Genomic DNA, 18,489 nt, shown 5'->3' on the forward strand with positions numbered 1-18,489 from the left:
TAGGTCACCCGCCCCAACCGTCACGGAAGGGGCCGGTACATCACGTTTTTCACTGTGTGGGGATTTCGGGGCGTGTGCACCCGCAGCGCGCGTGTCCCAGGACACCGGGACACGCGGATGGCCAGGCCAGGGGCGGTGGCCCGGATTTGGTTTCCCCTGGTCGAGCGTCGCCCGGTTGCCGTAGCCCGGCGTGTCGCGCGGCGTCGATCGGTGGCCGGCTGATCGGTGGCCGGACCTCCGGGCCCGGTGTCCTCGGCCGTCGCGCACCCACGTCACGTACTCCACCGGGAGTACGCCCGGCCACCGCCCCGGGGCGACGCCGTCGCGGCCCGGGCCGGTCTAGCGTTGCGGGTATGCGTGAATTCTCCCGGGGATGGCACCCCAGGTCCGGCCGGGCAGCCGCCCGGCCCTGGGGTCCTCCGTGGTGGGGCGCGGGCCCCTGGTGGGGCGCGGGCCCCGCCGCCCGTCTGCCGTGGCGCTCGTCGCTGGTCGTCGCGTTCCTCCAGCTGGTCGGAACGCAGTTCGCCGCGGAGAACCAGCTCGAGCGGGCCGACCTCGGCCTGGTCGGCCGGGCGCTGCTGGTGGCCGGGCCCGCGCTGCTCCTGGTACGCCATCGACACCCCCAGCTCGCCGTCCTCGCCACTTCGGCCGTCACCGCGCTCTACCTCGGCGCCGGATATCCCTACGGCCCCGTCTTCCTCAGCCTCGTCGTCGCCTGCTTCGCCGCCGTGGCCGCCGGGCGGCGGATGGCCGCCTGGAGCGCGCTCGGGGGGCTGTGGGCCGCCCATCTGCTCATCGCCCACTGGCTCTATCGATGGCTGCCGCCCGCGGGTGATGGCCCCGCCGCCTGGGGGCCGGAGGCGGTCGGCGTGGCCTGGGTGGTGGCGGTCGTCGCCGCCTCCGAACTCGCTCGCGTACGGCGGGAGCAACGGGCCCGCGAGCGGGCCGAGCGGGAGGCGGCGGAGCGGCGCCGCGCGGATGAGGAGCGGCTGCGTATCGCCCGCGAGCTGCACGACGTCCTCGCCCACAGCATCTCGGTGATCAACGTCCAGGCGGGCGTCGGCCTCGCCCTCCTCGACCAGGACCCCGAGCAGGCCCGCACCGCCCTGACCACCATCAAGGCAGCCAGCAAGGAGGCGCTGGGCGAGGTCCGCCAGGTCCTGGACACGCTCAGGGCGCCCGGGGCCGCGCCCCGCTCGCCCGCCCCCGGTCTGGACCGGCTGGACGAGCTGACCGAACAGGCTCGTGGTATGGGCCTCGCGGTGAGCGTCAAGGCGGACGGAGTACGGACCGCGCTGCCGCCCGGCACCGACCTCGCCGCCTTCCGTATCGTCCAGGAGGCCCTGACCAACATCGTCCGCCACTCCGGCTCCCGCACCGCCCGGGTCCTGCTGCGCTACGCCCCGGCCGAGCTGGAGCTGCGGATCGACGACGACGGTCCGGCGACCGCCGTCGGCCCGACGAGTGGCGTCGGCAGCAGTGGCAACGGCCTGGTCGGCATGCGTGAGCGGGCCGCCGCGCTCGGCGGCACGGTGGTGGCCGGGCCGCGCCCGGACGGCGGCTTCCGGGTCCGGGCCCGCCTTCCGCTCACCGCCGCTACGGTGTCCCCGACACCGCGGCACGAGACGCCGTCGGAGAAACCGTCGGGCGAAGCGACCACCATGGAGGCCCCTTGAGCTCCCTGATCCGTGTAGTGCTCGCCGACGACCAGGTGCTGGTCCGCGCCGGGTTCCGCGCCCTGCTGGACGCCCAGCCCGACATCGAGGTGGTCGGCGAGGCCGCCGACGGCGAGCGGGCGGTGGCGCAGGTCCGTGAGGTGCGCCCGGACGTGGTCCTGATGGACATCCGCATGCCGCAGCTCGACGGCCTCGCCGCCACCCGCCGGATCACCGAGGACCCCGCGCTCGCCGAGGTGAAGGTGGTCATGCTGACCACCTTCGAGCTCGACGAGTACGTCTTCGAGGCGATCCGCTCGGGCGCCTCCGGCTTTCTGGTCAAGGACACCGAGCCCGAGGAGCTGCTGCGCGCCGTACGGGCGGTCGTCGCGGGCGACGCGCTGCTCTCGCCCGGCGTCACGCGCCGGCTCATCGCCGAGTTCGCCGCCCGGTCGAAGGAGCCGGCGCCCGCCGCCGTGCTCGCGGAGCTGACCGAGCGCGAGCGGGAGGTGATGGCGCTGGTGGGCATCGGTCTTTCGAACGAGGAGATCGCCCGGCGGCTGGTCGTCAGCCCGCTCACCGCCAAGACCCATGTCAGCCGCACGATGATCAAGCTGGGCGCGCGCGACCGCGCCCAACTCGTCGTCCTCGCCTACGAGTCGGGCCTGGTACGCCCGGGCTGGCTCGGCTGACTGATTTCCGGCTCGGTTTTCCCCCAGCTACGGCTGGCGGGGGCACCTCCCAGCGGTAGCCGGGGGCGCCCCCGGGCCACCGGGACCGCCCCGCGCCGCCCGGTCAGAACAGCCCCTCCGGCTTCGCCGCCTCCCGCACCGGCGCGGCCACCTCCGCCGTGGTGGCGGCGTCCGCGCGGGCCGCGGCCAGCGGCCAGCCCGCCAGCTGCCGGGTGTCGAGCAGCAGGGCGCGGTCCGCCGAGTCGGTCAGGTGGACATCCGGCCCGGCCACGGCCTCCACCTGGCCCGCCACCGTACGGCCGGGGGCGAGCCGGATGACGCCGTGCACCGGTCGCACACGGTCCAGGTGGAAAACGGCGTCATGGTGGACGGGCGCACACGGACAGCGGGCGAGGGATTCCGGGAGCCCGCCCAGGGCGCACGCCCGCGCGTGCAGCGCGGCGAGCGCTGCCGCGCGCTCCCGCTGGGGCGGTGGGGCCTCGCGGGCGGCGCGCTTGGCGGCGTACGGGAAGCGGTCAGGAACCCCGAGCGCGGCGCCCAGCACGGCCTCCGCCCGGCGGGCGGCCATCAGCGGGCCGCGCCCGAGCAAGGTGTAGGAGAGGGCGGCCTGTTCGAGCAGCCGGGCCCCCTCGCGTTCGGCCGCGGTGATCCCGACCTTGATCAGATCCGGGCCGAACCAGGCGAGATAGACGTCGTACGGGCGCGGGTCGTCGGTGCGGGTGTCGGCGGCCACCGAGTACGAGCGGTCCAGCCGGGCGCAGTCCGGGCACTGGGCGGAGACGGCGGACGCGGACACCTCGTCGCCCGCCGGGCACGGCGTGTGCCGGGCGCCCCTCCGCACGCCGACGCACCAGCGGCCGGGCGACGAGCCTTCTCGTTCGCTTCTCCGCCCACGCGGCGCAGGCGCGCCCATCGCCGCCGTCTGCGGCCCGGCGGCCGCGTGTGCGTCGCTCACAACGGTGAAGCCCAGCGGGCGGCCGGGTGAGAGCGGGGAGGTGCGGTCGCCGTGGGCGGGGTGATGCCAGGCCAGCGCGGGGCCCGACCGCCCCCAGCGCAGCCCCGCGCACCGCCAATGCGTCATACCAGGACCTCTTGCCTACGGACCTCTTGCCTCAGGACTTCTTGCCTACCGGGGGAGAACGTCAGCGGTGCCGCTTGTGCGGCAGCCACCACAGAACCTGGAGGACCCGGGCGGCGAACCCGACGGTGGCCATGATGGCGGCGCCGGTCAGCCAGGTCTTCTCCGCCGCTCGGCCCAGGTCGCCGAAGAGGGCCGGGCTCGCGCAGACGAAGAACAGCAGGGCCGCCAGCAGGGCGCCGGTGACGACCGCGAACATGATCTCCACGGTGACGGCGTCACGGTCGGCCTGGGTGCGCGGACCGCTCATGGCGTTCATGCCTCTCATCCCTTCAGCTTAGGGTCTTGCCGGCGGTCAAGACGTCTGCGGCGTACGTCCGGTGCCGGCGCGGCGAAGATACGGCGAACAACGGCGAAGAACGGCGGTGGGAGAGGAGACGGGGCGTACACCGGAAAGCCCGGCGTACGTCCCGCCCGTCTCAGAAGCCCGAGCGCTCCCGCCACAGTTCGGCCAGCGATGTGTCGCCCGTGGCCCGCAGCCGCGTCATCGGCAGGCGGTTCCACAGCGTCAGATACAGCTCCTCGGCCGAACCGGACAGCTCGCAGTCGGCCTCTCCGGCATCGCCGACCTCGGCGCGCGGAGGGGCGTCGGTCAGCCGCACCGTCCAGACGACCTCGGCGTCCGTGGCCCGCAGCCGCAGGGTGCGCGGCGTCTCCGTCCGCACCTTGCTCCGCTCGGTGGCGTGGAACCCGGTCAGCAGCTCGCCGAGGCCGTCGGCCGCGAAGGCCGGGGTGACGGGGGAGAGGTCCTTGCCCGCCGCCGACTCCGCGTCGACCCGGTGGATCGCCGTCTCGTGTGCCTGCCGCCGCGCCCAGAACGCGAGCGGCGAGTCCGAGGTGGGCAGGATGGTGAAGTACCGCCCCTCGGGGTCGGCCTCGTTCAGCGCCTTGACCAGCGCGCCGTGGCCGTCGCGGAACCAAGGCGTCAGATCCGCGTCCTCGGGCTCCTGGCCGGGCTGGGGCCGCACCCTTTCGGTCAGCCCCTCGGTGAGGATGCGGGTCACCCAGCGGTGCACCATCCCGACGTGTGCCAGCAGGTCCCGTACCCGCCAATCGGGGCACGTGGGCACCTGCGCGTCCGGCCCGGCCTGCTGCGCGGCGTCAGCCAGCAGCCGGCTATCCCGGTCCAGAGCGTCGATCAACTCGGCAGTATCCATGGCGGAATTCTGCCAGTCTTGATCGGACATCCCGTGCCCGGGCAGTGGACTTGGGCTCACGCCGGCTCGTCGGCGGGCTGACCTGCCCGGCGCGCACCGTACGCCACGGCTGCCGCCACCGCCGCCAGCAGGGCGACCGTGGTCAGGGCGGTCGGCAGGGAGAGCCCGTCGGCCAGGAAACCGATGGCCGGCGGGCCGAGCAGCATCCCGCCGTAGCCGAAGGTGGACGCCGCGGCGACCCCGCTCGGCCCGGTCAGGGCGCCCGCCCGCGCGATGGCGACCGGGAAGAGATTGGCCAGGCCGAGACCGGTGACGGCGAAGCCGAGGAGCGCGAGCCAGACGGTGGGAGCGAGCGCGCCGAGCAGCATGCCGGCCGCGGCCGTGGTGCCGCCCGCGACCAGCGTGCGGGTCTGGCCGAGCCGTTCGAGGAGCGCGGTGCCGCTCAGCCTGCCGACGGCCATCATCAGGGCGAAGACCGAGTAGCCCGCCGCGGCGACCCCCGGGGACGCGTCCAGGTCCTGGTCCAGATGGAGCGCGGCCCAGTCGGCCATCGCCCCCTCGCCGTACGCCGTGCACAGCGCGATCAGCCCGAAGACGGCGACCAGCCGGCGCGCCGCGCTCCGGGAACCGGCTCCGGGCGCCCGCCCATCCGGTGTCGCGCCCCCCGCGCCTTCCTCAAGCGGCGCCGGTACGGGGAGGGGGACCGGGAGGCGGATCAGAGCCCGGCCCGCGACCGCCGCGAGCAGCAGCCCGCACGCGGCGAGGAGCGACAGGTGGGTGGTGGGGCTCAGCCGCCCCGCTATCAGCCCACCCAGGGCCGCCCCTGCCATCCCGCCCAGGCTGAACGCGGCGTGGAAGCTGGGCATGACGGGGCGGCGCAGCGCGGCGATGAGATCGACGGCCGCGCTGTTCATGGCGACGTTGAGCCCGCCGAACCCGGCCCCGAAGACCAGCAGGACCAGCCCGAGGGCGAGCGCGGAGCCGGTCAGCGGCGGCAGCGCGACGCTGAGCGAGAACAGGACGGCCAAGGCCACCGTCGTGGCGTGGCTGCCGAAGCGGCGGCAGAGCCGGCCGGTGATCATCATGGTGGCCACCGCGCCCGCCGAAACGCCGAGCAGGGCGAGCCCGAGGGCACCTTCCGACGCGCCGGTCCGGTCCTTGATCGCGGGAATCCGGACCACCCAACCAGCGAATATGAATCCGTCGAGGGCGAAGAACGCGGTGATGGCGGTGCGCAGTTGAGCGAGCGAACGGTCGGCCACGGCGGGGCGCCGCCTCCCCGGAATGACCGTCCATGTTTTGTTTCGTGTCGGCACAAAGTGAGAATAGGGGCGTGACCCAGACACGGACAAGGCTCGAGCGGGGCCGAAGCGCTCTCGGCCCGGCGCTGGAGCTCGTACACACCGGCCGAGCACCCACGCGGGCGGTGCTCACGACCGAACTCGGCGTGACCAGAGCGACCGCGGGCGCCGTCGCCGCCGAACTCGAAGCGCTCGGCCTGATCCAGGTCGACTCCCGCCCGCTGGGGGCCGCCGGGGCGCAGGGCCGCCCCTCGCACCGCCTCGCGATCGCCCCCCACGGCCCGGTGGCCCTCGCCGCCCAGGTGCACGCCGACGGCTTCCGCGCGGCTCTGGTCGGGCTCGGCGGCCGGATCGTGGCCACCGACCCCGGCTGTATGACCGTGCCCGCCGATCCGGCACATGTCATCGACGCGGTCGTCGAGGCCGGGGCCCGGCTGCTTCGCGCGAGCGGCCGCCGCTGCGTGGGCGCCGGGCTCGCGGTCCCCTCCGCGGTGGCAGAACCGGAGGGCACCGCCCTCAACCCGCTGCATATCGCCTGGCCCGCGGGCGCGCCCGTACGCGAGCTGTTCACCCGGAGCCTCGCCGCGGCGGGCGTCCGCGGCCCGTCCGGGGCGCCCCTGGCCGGCCTCGCCGGCAACGACGTCAACCTCGCGGCCCTGGCCGAGCACCGCCACGGCGCGGGCGGCGGCGCCCAGCACCTGCTCTGCGTCGCCACCGGCCACCGCGGCGTCGGCGGGGCGCTGGTCCTCGACGGGCGGCTGCACACCGGCAGCGCGGGCCTGGCCCTCGAGGTCGGCCATCTGACCGTCAACCCGGAGGGACCGCCCTGCCACTGCGGCAGCCGCGGCTGTCTGGACATCGAGGCCGACCCGCTGGCCTTCCTCGTCGCGGCCGGACGCGACCCGGGACCCGAGGTGTCGCTTCTCCAGCAGGCGCGCGACCTGCTCCGCGAGGAGTACGCCGACCCGTCCGTGCGGGCTGCCGCCGACCTGCTCATCGACCGGCTCGGCCTCGGCCTCGCCGGGCTCGTCAACATCCTCAACCCCGACCGCATCATCCTCGGCGGGCTGCACCGCGAGCTCCTGGAGGCCGACCCGGAGCGGCTGCGGGCGGTCGTCGCCGAGCGCAGCCTGTGGGGGCGCAGCGGGGGCGTACCCGTCCTGCCGTGCACCCTGGACCACAACAGCCTGGTCGGCGCGGCGGAGTTGGCCTGGCAGGCGGTGCTCGACGACCCGCTGGAGGCGCTTGGCGCTGCGTGACCCGGGGCGGTGCGATACGGCCGACCCCGGGCCCGCCCTCGGTCCAAGTGCCGGGTCCGTACAGCCGGCCCGTACGTCAGTCCGCGCGCCAGACCGTGGCCAGGGCGCGGGCCGGGTTGGCGGTGAGGATCCGGTGCACCACATCGGCACCCACGGCGAGTTCGAGCCGTGGGCGCAGCCGGCGGAGCAGATACGGCATGCCCGGGCCGCCGTTCACCGACCGGGCCGCGGCCGTGGTCGTATCGCCGCCCAGCAGCAGCTGGTCGGCGTGCCCGGCGTCGACGAGCGCGACCAGCGCGTCGGGCAGCCGCCAGTCCGTGGCGTGGTTGGCGCGGGAGGGCCCGTCGAAGGCGAGGAACGCCCCGGCCCGGGCCGCCTGTTGGTGCACGACCGAGTCGGGCGAGCGGTTCAGGTGGCCGAGGATCACGCGCTGCGGCGCCACCCCGTGCTCGTCGCACAGCAGGTCCAGGACGTCCAGGGCGGCCGTCCCCAGCTCCAGGTGCACGGCGATGGGCGCGCCGGTGCGATGGTGGGCCTGGGCGGCCGCGGCCATGGTGCGGCGGGCGTGGGCGTCGAGGCCGTGGAAGCCGCCCGCGACCTTGATCAGCCCGGCGCGCGGCCCCGTGCCGCCGATGCCGCGCGTCAGCTCGTCGACGAAGAGCTCGGCGAGCCCGTCGAGCACCGCTTCGACGGTGCCCGGCGCGTAGTGGTGGGCCTGGTGCAGCCCCGTCGCGGCCACCAGATGGACGCCGGTGGCCCGGGAGAGCCCGACCAGCTCACCGGCCGCCCGCCCGAGGCCGTAGGGCGTCCACTGCACCACCGCCCGCCCGCCGAGCCCGTGGAAGGCCCGCAGCTCCGCGTCCGCCGCGGCCACATCGGCCAGCTCCTGCCCGGGCAGCAGCGCGCTGCGGAAGAACAGGTGGTCGTGCGCGTCGCAGACGCCCAGCGCATCGCCGGGGACATCGCCGAGCACGGTCCGTACGGCGGTCTGCGCGGCGCTCCGTACGGCGGTCGGCGCGGCGGTCTGCGGGACGGTCTGCCCCGTGGTCTCTCCCATGGCCTGTCGTGCCTCTCGGGCCTGTCCGGCCGCGCTCACCACTGGCGCCCGCGGGGGAGCCGGGCCAGGTCGGGCGCGGAGAGGTGGAGCACTTGGTAGCGGTCGCCGGGGGTGCCGGGCGGGGCGGTGTCTGCCCAGAGGGTGAAGTGCAGCAGCTCCCAGCCGCGCGGGTCGATGCCGAGGGCCGTCGAGTGCACCCCGTCCGTACGGGCCAGCCGCCGCAGCTCCTCCAGCGCGTCCTCGACCGCGCCCGCCGGGCCGCTGCCCGACGGGTCGGCGCCCGCCGGGACGGCCACGGCGTGGCGGGTGGCGGTGCGCGGTACGGAGGCCAGGGCCGGGCCGTGCTCGAAGGCGAGCCCCTGCCAGTTCTCGACCGCGGGGCGGCCGAAGTCCCGGACGATGCCCTGGAATCCGGGTCCCCACAGAAAGCGGTTCATGGCTTCCGGCTCGGCCCACAGATAAAACGGCGCGTATTGGTTGACCGGGGAGCCGTCGACCCCGCGCTCGCGGATGCCGTATGCCTTCAGTCCGAGTCCCGGAAAGTCGTCCAGGGCTGGGCCCTTCGACTCCACTCGGCGCCGGATGATCTTCATGTCGTAGTCGGCGGGCAGGGTGATCCGGTACTGCATGGCGTGCAAGGAGAACTCCTGTCGTGTCAGACCGGGGGAGCGCATGGCGCCTTGACGAGCCGGCGCCGTGCGAGGCGGAACGGCGGGGGCCTTACGCAGCGGGGCGGCGAGGCGCGCGGGCGGCGAGCAGATCCAGCAGGCCCTGTACGGCGGCGTCGAAGGGCGCCGCCGACCCCGCGGCGCGGGCCACCACATAGCCGCCCTGGACGGTCGCCACGACCGAGGCGGCGGTCCGCTCCGGGTCAAGACCCGCGTCGAACTCCCCGCGCTCCACGCCCTCGGAGACGATCTGGGCCAGCCTGGCGCGCAGCCAGTCGAGCGTTTCCGTCACCGGCTCGCGCAGCGCGGGGTCGGCGTTGATGTCCGGATCCATCGTCAGCCGGCCGATCGGGCAGCCGCGCAGCACCTCCCGCTCCCGCAGCAGATAGGCGCGGATGCGGTCGTACGCGGTCCCGGGGGCGGAGAAGCACGCCTCGGCCGTGGCGCGCATCTGCTCCGCGGTGCGGCGGATGGCGGCGAGCGCGAGGTCGGGCTTGCCGCTGAAGTGGTGGTACATGCTGCCCTGGCCCGCGCCGGCGCGCTGCTGGATGGCCTTGGGGCTGGTGCCCACGTAGCCGCGCTCCCACAGCAGGTCCTGGGTGCTCTCGATCAACCGCTCCGCAGTGCTCATGAGGCCACTGTACATACTAGTAAGTACAGATGGGGTGTGGCGCCGGGTCCGACACGCCGTCGGACCCGGGGGTGCGCGGTCAGTGGTGCACGGTCAGTGATGCACGGCGGACCGGGCGGCGGGCGCCCGCTCCCGGATCACCCCGGCCGGCGGCGCGGGGCGGGCGAGGTCGGTGCGGTCGGGCGGGGCGGTGCGGCCCGCGCCATGCGCCGCGAAGGGGGACTTGGCGGGGGTGGCGGCCTGCGGCACGGCCAGGGTGAACCACACGACCTTCCCGCTGCCGTCGTCCCGGGCGTGCATGCCCCAGCTCTGGCTGACCGCCGCGACCAGGGCGAGCCCGCGGCCATGGGTGGCCAGCAGATCGCATTCGCGGACGCGCGGCAGGCGCGGATCCTGATCGCGGACCGAGACCGTCAGGCGGTCCATCATGAGAACGATCTCCACCGTGCACTGCTTGTCGGGCTCGGCGTGCCGGTGGACGTTGGTGAGCAGTTCGGTGACGGCGAGCGCGGCGGGATCGATGAGCGGATCCAGATGCCAGTAGCGCAACTGCGCGGACACGATTCTGCGGACCTGTCCGATCCGCGACGGCAGGGCCTGCAGCTCCACCGTGCAATGCCTGCTTGGACGACTGATCACGGCTGCGACTCCCTGAAGAAGTTGGGGCTAGCCTGATTCAGATGCGGGCGTCGAACACGTTCAGCAGTGGTGGCTGCTGGGCGCGACCGGGAAGGGGCCGGTTCTCAGCGTCACCGCCCGTTGACCCTCAGTGATAACTGATGTGCGTCCAGGGTCAGCCCCGCCGCCCGCATGCGCAACTCAGGGGGCACCTCCCGGCGGTGGCCGGGGGAGGCGTCAGCCCTTGGGTGAATGGCCTCGCGCGCTGCGGATCGCGTCGAGGAGGCGATTGGCGGCGCCGGGCGCGGCGGCCTTCGCCGCGGCGTCCCGCTGGCCCAGAGTCAGGCGGTAGCGGGTGCCGTTGACCGTCGCGAGGGCCTGGTCGCCGTCCGTGAACCACGGCTTGCTCGCATGGACCGACTGCACGGGGGCGCTGTCGATCTCCCGGCCGTAGCTGGTCAGCAACTGCAGCCTGCCGTCCTTGATCAGCACCTGTCCGGCATGCGTGACCGAGCGCAGAAACCGCTCGATCCGCACCCCGCGGGCGTTGAACTCGGTATCGGCCACGGTGACCGCCTCCCCGATCTGTCTCGCCGGCATGCGCGCCGCTCTCCCATGTCCTTCATATCTTCCCTGCTGCGCAGTGTGCCCGGGACGGGCACGGGATGCCAGGGCGCACTGGTGCCCACTTATGATCCGAAAAGGTCCAAGTTCACCACTGGGTCGCCGCAAGAGGCAAGGGGCGGCGCGTGGAGAGCGCGGTGAGCGCCGCCGGTGAGACCGTCGGCACCCGGCCCTGGAGCGGGCCATGGGGTGCGAGGCGGGCGGCTCTGCGGTCGCCGAGCCGTGCGGCGCGTTGAAGGTCGTCGCGGAAAGGGGCGCCGGGGGGGCATCGGGGGCGCACGGGGAGCGGGGTCGCGCTCCTGTGCGACCCTGGCGACCGGTGTCCCGAAAAGTGCTCCTTGCGCTGTCTCGACAAGCGCTGCTCAGCACGGCTCAGGGCGACTCAGGGCGACCCCGTACGACTCAGGAAGACTCCGCCGACCTGTGCCCGTGCTCAGTCGGCGGCTCAGCCGGCCAGTCGGCGGTCCAGTGCGCGCACCGCGTCGCGGAAGGCGCGCCGCAGGCCCGGCCGCAGCAGCCGCAGGGCGCCCCGTAGCGGTGCCGCCCCGTCCACCGCGAAGGTGTACCGCACCACGGAGCCGGTGCCGGAGGGGGACGGCATCAGCCGCCACTCCTCCAGCAGGGCGCGCAGCCCCGGCGTATTCGTCCGGTCCACGCGGTAGGCGTAGCACTCCGCGGGGTCCGCTGCCATGACCGTCTCGATGAAGCGGGTGCCGCCCTTCAGCCGGATCTCGCGGCCCTTGCCGTCGTCGGTGGAGCGGGCGGCGGCGACCTGGCGGTACCAGCGCGGCCAGTTCTCGACATCGGCCAGCGCCTTGAACACCGCCTCGGGCGGGGCGGTGGTCTCGGCGACGAAGGCCAGCCGCAGCGGGGCCGTGCGGACGTAGTCGAGTCCCACGGGACGCAGACGATGCCTCATGCCGCCAAGGTAACTGACTGCCCGTCAGATGTCTGCGGCCCCAGCCGAGTCGCCTCTCCCCGCGCCCCTCTTCCCGCTCAGTCTCGCGGCGCTTCTATGCGCGGGCCTCCCTCGTCACGGCTCGCTCCTTCGTCGCTGCGCGGCCCCTCAGTCCAGCCCGCGCAGCGCCCCGAGACACGCTCACATGGATGCCTCGCCCGCCACCACCAGCTCCCCCGGCAGATGCTCCAGGATCTCCGCCCGCGCCTCCCCGGGCAGCCCCGGGTCCGTCACCAGCGCGTCCACCTCGTCCAGCGAGGCGAAGGAACTCAGGCCCACCGTGCCCCACTTGGTGTGGTCGGCGACCACCACCACCCGCCGCGCCGAGCGGACGAAGTGCCGGTTGGTCTCCGCCTCCGCCAGGTTCGGGGTGGACAGGCCGGCCTCCACCGATATCCCGTGCACCCCCAGGAACAGCACATCGAAGTGGAGCGAGCGGACCGCGGCGTCCGCGACCGGACCCACCAGCGTGTCCGAGGGGGTGCGCACCCCGCCCGTGAGCACCACCGTCGCCGCCCCGGGGCGCGGCCCCGCCCCGCCGCCCGCGGCCGACCGCTGCGCGTTGTAGAAGACGTCCGCCACCCGCACCGAGTTCGTCACCACGGTCAGATCCGGCACATCCAGCAACTGCTGCGCCAGCGCGAACGCCGTGGTCCCGCCCGCCAGCGCGATGGCGGTGCCGGGCGCGGCCATCGCCGCGGCGGCCTTCGCGATGTCCTCCTTGGCGCTCAGCTCAAGACCCGACTTGGCCTCGAACCCCGGCTCGTACGTACTCGCCTCGGCGACCGGCACCGCGCCGCCGTGCACCTTCTCCACCATGCCCAGCCGGGCCAGGGCGTCCAGATCGCGACGGACCGTCATATCCGACACGTTCAACTTGCGGGTCAGCTCGTTGACCCGCACCCCGCCGCGCCGTCTCACCTCGTCGAGGATCAGGGCACGCCGCTGCTCGGCGAGGAGATTCTGGTTGTCGCTCACCGCGGCCCGTCCCTTCTCGTCTCCCTCGGCCTTCCACCGCTCGCGGGCACATCTTCGCATGCCGCGGGGACACACGATCGTCTCCGAACCCCGGGATTACGATTTCGCCACGCCCGGCGCGGCCGCGTCGGACGCCCGCGCCGAGGGCACGATCCTGGACGGAACGACCACACCGGGATCGGGGGACACGGTGGCACAGGCGATGCGTACGAGTACCGAAGCGGCGGCGGAAGCGGGCGGAGGTCCCCCGCCCGACCTGGAGTTACTGGTCCACGGCGTCGGCGGGACCACCCCGCAGGAAATGCTGACCGACCCGCGGACCGTGCTGGTCACCGGCGACGAGACCGCGGGGATCTACCGGCGCATCGAGGACGCCGACGCCGAGGACCGCCCGCAGGACTACCGCGAATCGCCGGTCCGCGAGGCCTACTGCTGGTCCAACCTCACCTCCGGCAACGGTGCCCGCGCGCTGTGGCTGCTCCTGCTGCCCTTCATGGTCGCCAACCTCGCCCACTGGATGCGGCCCGCCGCCGACCGGCGAGAGCGCACCGTGCGCAGCTACGGCCTCCTGGTGCGGCTGATCGCGCTGAGCCTGACCGTCCTGCTGCTCGCCGGGGCCTGCGAGGTGGCGCTCGACCTGGTGGCCTGGCAGTGCGCCGGCTCCCATTCCTGCGGCGGCCACAGGTCCTGGCTCGGCTTCATGTCGCCCCGGGACCACGGCTGGTGGAGCCAGCCCGGCCGCCGCCTCGCCCTGGCCTCGCTCGTGCCCACCGCACTCGGCGGGCTGCTGTGGTATCTGTCCAACCGCACCTGGAGCGCGTACGAGTCACAGCCCCCGCTGCGCCGGCCGGTGGACGAGTCCGACCCCGCCTCGGGCAACCGCGCCGCGCTGTGCCTGCCCGGCTTCTGGTACGGCCGCAGGATCGTCGCCCGGCTGCGCGCCGCGCACACCGCCGCGTGTTTCCTGACCGTCGCGGCGGGCCTCACCATGGCCACCGCCGCCCATGACCGCGAGCCGGGCGGCAGCGCCCTCCTCGACGCCATCGGATGGCTGCTGCTCGCCCTGCTCGGCACGGGCGGCGTGCTCGTGGTGTACGTGGTCTGCCGCCGGGGCCGCAGCGAGACCAAACTCGATGACGAGCTGGACCGGGTCACCACCACCGCCCTGCCCGGCGCCGCCCTCGGCCTGCTCGCCCTGGCCATGCTGTACGCCGGCTGGTCCCGCCCCGGCTGGACCTCCCAGGGGCGGCTGCCGGGCGACGCGACCTTCGGCGTCCTCGCACTCATCCAGGGCACCTTGGTCGTCGCCCTGGCCGGCTGCGCCCTGGCGCTGCACCGCGCGGCGCCCGCCGGGCGCACCCCGCTGCGCGGCCTGGCCGGTCCGGCCGTGGCGATGCTGGCCTGCGGGCTCGGCGCGGTGCTCTGCGGCGGCGTCGCCCAGCGCGTCGCCGACTGGCTGGACGGCGACGCCACGCCCGGCATGGACAGCGGCGCCCCGATGGACGGGCCGCCGGTCCTGCTGTCCTGGCAGGCCGCGGTCATCCCCACCGTGCTGCTCGTGGTGGTGCTGGTGGCCCTGTTCTTCGCCGTCCGGGTGTGGCGGGTGCGGCGCCGGCTGGTCCGTACCGTGCCCGACGGCTACCCGGGGGAGCGGCCCGACAGCGTGCGCACGCGCAAGATCGCGGGGGTGATCGCCCGCGCCGGGCTCACCGACTCCGCGCCGGGCATCGTCGGCCCCGTCGCCCTGGCCACCCTGCTCCTCGGCGCGGCCGCGGTCGTCGGGGCCTGGGTCAGCCACCAGGTGCCGGGACGGGCCGCCGACGGCGCGCCCCCGGTGATCGAGGCCGCTGCCCAGACCGCGCAGGCGCTCGGCTCCTGGCTGATGGGCCTGGCGTTCCTGCTGCTCGTCACCTGGGCCCGGCGCGCCTACCGCAGCCCCTCGGCCCGCCGCACCATCGGCATCCTGTGGGACGTGGGCACCTTCTGGCCGCGCGCCGCCCACCCCTTCGCGCCCCCCTGCTACGCCGAGCGGGCCGTGCCCGACCTGACCTGGCGGATGGAGACCTGGACCCGGCGCCACGGCGGCCGGCTGGTGATCTCCGGCCACTCCCAGGGCAGCGTGCTGGCCGCCGCCGCGGTCTGGCAGGTCGACCGCCGCACCCGCGGCCGGGTCGCGCTGCTGACCTACGGCTCACCCCTGGAGCGGCTGTACGGGCGCTGGTTCCCCGCCTACTTCGGCACGGCCGAGCTGTGCTCCCTGCACGACGAGGTGCGCTGCTGGCGCAACCTGTGGCGGTACACCGACCCCATAGGCGGCCCCATCCGGCTGCCGGACGGCACCGGGCCCGAGGTGGACCACGACGGGCTCAAGGACCCGCTCGCCTACGGCCGTACCCCCGACCACCCGCTGCCCGCCCCGATCCTCGGCCACGCGGACTACCAGGCCGACCCCACCTTCGACCGGGAGCGGGCCGGGCTGCTGGCCCGCCTCCCGGAACAACACCCGGCGTCTCACAAGAAGTCCGGCCCGCCGTCTCACAAGAGCTCGGGCAGGTCCTCCGGATAGAGCAGCGTGAGGTCGTCCTTGCTCGGGTCGGTCAGCTGCGCCACCCGGCCCGCATGCCGCTCGACCATGGCCTCGAAGGTCTGGCGGGCGGTGCGGCCGTTGCCGAACGCAGGGCCCTTGGGGATCGCCGTGAAGTACTTCAGCAGCGACTCGGCCGCACCCTCGCCGATCCGGTACTCGTGCTCCTCCGCCTGCTGCTCCACGATCCGCAGCAGCTCCTCCGGGGCGTAGTCCCCGAAGGTGATGGTGCGCGAGAAGCGGGACGCCACGCCCGGGTTGACGGACAGAAAGCGCTGCATCTCCTCGGTGTAGCCGGCCACGATGACCACCACCGCTTCCCGATGGTCCTCCATCAGCTTCACCAGCGTGTCGATCGCCTCACGGCCGAAGTCCCGGCCGGAGTCCTCCGGCGACAGCGCGTACGCCTCGTCGATGAACAGCACACCGCCGCGCGCCCGGTCGAACGCCTCCTGGGTGCGGATCGCCGTCGAGCCGATGTGCTCGCCGACCAGGTCCACCCGGGAGACCTCCACCAGATGGCCGCGCTCCAGCACCCCGAGCGAGGCCAGGATCTCCCCGTACAGCCGGGCCACCGTCGTCTTGCCGGTGCCGGGGGAGCCGGTGAAGACCAGATGGCGGCGCACCGACGCGGCCTTGAGCCCCGCCTCCTGGCGGCGCCGGCCCACCTCGATCATGTCGGTGAGGGCGCGCACCTCGCGCTTGACGCTCTCCAGGCCCACCAGCGCGTCCAGTTCGCCCAGTACGGCCGTGGACGGACGCACCTCCACCGCGGGGGCGGCGGGCGCGGCCGGGGCGGCGGCGCTCTCGGCCGTGCGCTGCGCCGGAATGCTCCCCAGCAGCCCGCCCGTCGATGTGGCGGTCTCCACCGCGGGGGTCCCGGCCGCCGGGGCGGCCGATCGCGCGGCGGGCGTGGCCGCGCTCTCGTCGCTCGTGCAGTCCTCCACGACCGGACCGGCCTCGGAGAACTCGTAACCGCCGCGCGAGCACCGTTCCGTACGGCACCGGGTCAAGGTGGACCGGCAGCCGTCGATGATGTGGAAGCCGTATCCGCTGCTGCCCGTCACCCGGCAGTTGTGGAACGTGCCGCGGCCCTCGGCCGACACATAGAAACCGGCCTCGGTGGGGGAGGTGACCGTGGTGCGCTCGACCCTGGGGTCGGCGCCCTTGGTGACGATCACGCCGGTCGAGGCCCCGTCGATGGTGCAGCCCGCCAGCGTGCCGCCGCTGCCGTGGTCACGGAACCAGGCGCCCGTCGCCGCCTCGCGGATCCGGCAGTCGTCCAGCTGCGCGGTCGCCCCGTCGCTCACCGACACCGCCGTGTTGCGCACCTGGGACAGATCGCTGTCGACGACGTCCACGCGCGAGCCCCGGTCGAGTACGAACAGCGCGTCCGGTACGTCGTGCACCCGGCACGAGTCGAGGACCGCCGTCGCCCCGTCGCTCACCCACACCGCGGGATAGTCACCCGTACTCTCGTGCAGCTCGCACTGGTTGGCGTCCACGCGCGTGCCCGGGTCCCACACCGACAGGCCGTTGCGCCCGAACCGGCGCACCTTCGAGCGGGTCAGGGTCAGCACCGACCGGGACCGCAGATCGATCGCGTTCTCCGGGACGTCGTGGATATCGCAGTCCGCGAGGGTCAGCACCGCGTCCGTGTCGAGGTTGATGCCGTCGCCGGTCGTACGGTGCACCCGGCAGTCGGTCAAAGACCCCGTGGCGCGCCCCGAGACCTGCACACCGGCGCCCTTGACCTCGTACACCTCGCAGCCCACCGCCTCCAGCGCGCTGCCGTCGCCGGTCAGCGACAGCCCCGCGCCCGAGGCGTGGTGCACCCGGCAGCGCTCGAGCCGCGGATGCCCGCCGCCGCGCACATCGACGCCCGACTGGCCCGCCGCCACCACCTCACAGTCCTCGAACACCCCACCGGCCCCGTCGAGCACGCTGACCCCCACGCCCGCCGGATTGTCCACGGTGCAGCGCCGCACGGTGGGCCGGGCGCTGCCGCGCACCTCGATCCCCACCGCCGAGCGCGTCGCCACCCGCACATCCGAGACCTCCGGGGCGCCCTCCTCGACGAGCAGCGCGGGCGAGGCCGAATCCTGGCCCTCGATATGCAGATCCTGGATCACCGCGGACGCGCGTATGGTCAGGGCGACGCCGTCGGCCGGGGCGATCCGTACCGAGCCGCGCCCCGAACCCTCGGGGCCGCGCAGGGTGACGGCCCGGCCCACCACCAGATTCTCGCGGTAGGTGCCGGGGGAGATGGAGAGCACATCACCGTCCCCCGCGGCCTCCAGGGCCGCCGAGAGGGAGGCGTACTCTCCTGTGCGCCGCCGCCACCGCGACGTTCCGCTGTGCGTCACCTGGACGACCGAGCCCTGTGCCATGGTGCTGCTGTGCCCCCACCTCGTGCGTATGCCGGCTGCGTGCGACTTTGCCACTGTGCTGTGAAGGCCCAACCGTAGCGTGCGTGGCGGGCGGTGTGTTGACGCGGCCGTGGCCGGAACGCTTCGCTCCGGTCCCGCGCCTCAGCGCGGTGCGACGCGGTGGCACACGGCCGTCAACTGCCGGCACCCGCCCGGCCCCAGTCCTGGCCGGCCCGCTCCCACTCGATGTCCCACTGGGCGTAACGCCGGCGCATCAGCCGCCATACGACCAGCCGCCGGGCGCCCTCGAACAGCCCCGCCGAGGCCGCTCCCGCCGCCAACCCGGCCAGCACGGCATGGGTGGCGGCGGTCGCCTCGTCCAGCGGGCGGCCCGTCGGCCGACCCTGTCCGTCGGTCCAGATCCGGATCTGTTCGCCCGCGTCGGCCCCCGGGTGGGTGCCGAGCGCCCCGGAGTGCCTGCTGCCGTCCGGCCCGGTCCACTTGGCGAACACCCGGCGGTGCGCATCACGCGCCGAGGCGGTCTCCGGGTCGGAGTCGATACGGGGGTGCGGCAGGACCTTCACCACGGTCGCCGTGACCAACTGACGATGCGCCCGCTGCTCATGTACGGCCTCCTGGAGCGCCCCATTCGTGAGGGAGCCCGCCACCCAGCCGACCGCGGGGGCCACGAGGACGATGAGCAACACGGCGAGCAGCGCCGCCCACGCCTCGGCGAGGTCCGTTCCACGGCGCAGCGGGTTGCGCCGCCAGCGCCACAGTCCGCGGATCGTCCGCATGCT

The 18,489-nt window shown here is 74.3% G+C and carries 17 protein-coding genes; 4 read left to right on the forward strand and 13 right to left on the reverse strand.

Annotated elements, in window-relative coordinates; translation table 11 throughout:
- Positions 1 to 353: 353 nt before the first annotated feature.
- Both ACH4U7_RS41760 and ACH4U7_RS41765 read left to right on the forward strand, forming a co-directional pair.
- On the forward strand, positions 354 to 1,676 hold the full coding sequence (locus tag ACH4U7_RS41760; protein WP_398533014.1) for a sensor histidine kinase: 1,323 nt from the start codon (positions 354 to 356) through the stop codon (positions 1,674 to 1,676).
- A 5-nt stretch (positions 1,677 to 1,681) separates the two neighbouring features.
- Positions 1,682 to 2,347 carry a response regulator gene (locus ACH4U7_RS41765; protein WP_398533042.1) on the forward strand — a complete coding sequence of 222 codons (666 nt, stop codon included), beginning with the start codon at positions 1,682 to 1,684 and terminating at the stop codon, positions 2,345 to 2,347.
- A 103-nt stretch (positions 2,348 to 2,450) separates the two neighbouring features.
- On the opposite strand, the gene ACH4U7_RS41770 is transcribed toward ACH4U7_RS41765, so the two are convergent.
- The 4 genes from ACH4U7_RS41770 to ACH4U7_RS41785 all read right to left on the reverse strand — a co-directional run bounded on the left by ACH4U7_RS41770 (position 2,451) and on the right by ACH4U7_RS41785 (position 5,958).
- The gene (locus ACH4U7_RS41770; protein WP_398533015.1) at positions 2,451 to 3,428 is read right to left on the reverse strand and encodes a DUF2797 domain-containing protein; all 978 of its coding nucleotides are present in this window, start codon (positions 3,426 to 3,428) and stop codon (positions 2,451 to 2,453) included.
- Positions 3,429 to 3,489: 61 nt separating this feature from the next.
- Complete coding sequence (locus ACH4U7_RS41775; RefSeq protein ID WP_398533016.1) at positions 3,490 to 3,753, reverse strand: DUF6332 family protein; 264 nt, start codon at positions 3,751 to 3,753, stop codon at positions 3,490 to 3,492.
- A gap of 151 nt (positions 3,754 to 3,904) precedes the next feature.
- Positions 3,905 to 4,642, reverse strand: coding sequence for a maleylpyruvate isomerase family mycothiol-dependent enzyme (locus ACH4U7_RS41780; RefSeq protein ID WP_398533017.1), 738 nt, complete (start codon positions 4,640 to 4,642; stop codon positions 3,905 to 3,907).
- A gap of 56 nt (positions 4,643 to 4,698) precedes the next feature.
- A complete protein-coding gene (locus ACH4U7_RS41785) occupies positions 4,699 to 5,958 on the reverse strand; it encodes an MFS transporter (RefSeq protein WP_398533018.1) in 1,260 nt (419 codons plus the stop codon).
- 17 nt (positions 5,959 to 5,975) lie between these two features.
- Between ACH4U7_RS41785 and ACH4U7_RS41790 the strand changes: the two genes are divergently transcribed.
- The gene (locus ACH4U7_RS41790; protein ID WP_385629627.1) at positions 5,976 to 7,202 is read left to right on the forward strand and encodes an ROK family protein; all 1,227 of its coding nucleotides are present in this window, start codon (positions 5,976 to 5,978) and stop codon (positions 7,200 to 7,202) included.
- Positions 7,203 to 7,278: 76 nt separating this feature from the next.
- Here the strand turns inward: ACH4U7_RS41790 and ACH4U7_RS41795 are convergent, their stop codons facing one another.
- From ACH4U7_RS41795 to ACH4U7_RS41825, 7 genes are all read right to left on the reverse strand, one after another.
- The gene (locus ACH4U7_RS41795) at positions 7,279 to 8,259 is read right to left on the reverse strand and encodes a phosphotriesterase (protein WP_398533019.1); all 981 of its coding nucleotides are present in this window, start codon (positions 8,257 to 8,259) and stop codon (positions 7,279 to 7,281) included.
- Positions 8,260 to 8,294: 35 nt separating this feature from the next.
- Positions 8,295 to 8,897 carry a DUF4865 family protein gene (locus ACH4U7_RS41800; protein ID WP_398533020.1) on the reverse strand — a complete coding sequence of 201 codons (603 nt, stop codon included), beginning with the start codon at positions 8,895 to 8,897 and terminating at the stop codon, positions 8,295 to 8,297.
- Between the two features lie 82 nt (positions 8,898 to 8,979).
- A complete protein-coding gene (locus tag ACH4U7_RS41805; RefSeq protein WP_398533021.1) occupies positions 8,980 to 9,558 on the reverse strand; it encodes a TetR/AcrR family transcriptional regulator in 579 nt (192 codons plus the stop codon).
- A 93-nt stretch (positions 9,559 to 9,651) separates the two neighbouring features.
- The gene (locus ACH4U7_RS41810) at positions 9,652 to 10,197 is read right to left on the reverse strand and encodes an ATP-binding protein (protein WP_398533022.1); all 546 of its coding nucleotides are present in this window, start codon (positions 10,195 to 10,197) and stop codon (positions 9,652 to 9,654) included.
- Between the two features lie 216 nt (positions 10,198 to 10,413).
- The gene (locus ACH4U7_RS41815; RefSeq protein WP_398533023.1) at positions 10,414 to 10,776 is read right to left on the reverse strand and encodes a hypothetical protein; all 363 of its coding nucleotides are present in this window, start codon (positions 10,774 to 10,776) and stop codon (positions 10,414 to 10,416) included.
- 469 nt (positions 10,777 to 11,245) lie between these two features.
- The gene (locus ACH4U7_RS41820) at positions 11,246 to 11,719 is read right to left on the reverse strand and encodes an SRPBCC family protein (protein ID WP_398533024.1); all 474 of its coding nucleotides are present in this window, start codon (positions 11,717 to 11,719) and stop codon (positions 11,246 to 11,248) included.
- A gap of 180 nt (positions 11,720 to 11,899) precedes the next feature.
- Complete coding sequence (locus ACH4U7_RS41825) at positions 11,900 to 12,736, reverse strand: DeoR/GlpR family DNA-binding transcription regulator (RefSeq protein WP_398533025.1); 837 nt, start codon at positions 12,734 to 12,736, stop codon at positions 11,900 to 11,902.
- A gap of 202 nt (positions 12,737 to 12,938) precedes the next feature.
- Between ACH4U7_RS41825 and ACH4U7_RS41830 the strand changes: the two genes are divergently transcribed.
- The gene (locus tag ACH4U7_RS41830; protein WP_398533043.1) at positions 12,939 to 15,302 is read left to right on the forward strand and encodes a hypothetical protein; all 2,364 of its coding nucleotides are present in this window, start codon (positions 12,939 to 12,941) and stop codon (positions 15,300 to 15,302) included.
- On the opposite strand, the gene ACH4U7_RS41835 is transcribed toward ACH4U7_RS41830, so the two are convergent.
- Both ACH4U7_RS41835 and ACH4U7_RS41840 read right to left on the reverse strand, forming a co-directional pair.
- Complete coding sequence (locus tag ACH4U7_RS41835) at positions 15,272 to 17,710, reverse strand: right-handed parallel beta-helix repeat-containing protein (RefSeq protein ID WP_398533026.1); 2,439 nt, start codon at positions 17,708 to 17,710, stop codon at positions 15,272 to 15,274. The two genes, ACH4U7_RS41830 and ACH4U7_RS41835, sit on opposite strands and share 31 nt — an antisense overlap.
- Before the next feature lie 173 nt (positions 17,711 to 17,883).
- Positions 17,884 to 18,486, reverse strand: a complete 603-nt coding sequence (locus ACH4U7_RS41840) for a hypothetical protein (protein WP_398533027.1) — start codon at positions 18,484 to 18,486, stop codon at positions 17,884 to 17,886.
- Positions 18,487 to 18,489: the final 3 nt, after the last annotated feature.

This window comes from Streptomyces sp. NPDC020845 (assembly GCF_044334165.1).
Classification (GTDB): domain Bacteria; phylum Actinomycetota; class Actinomycetes; order Streptomycetales; family Streptomycetaceae; genus Streptomyces.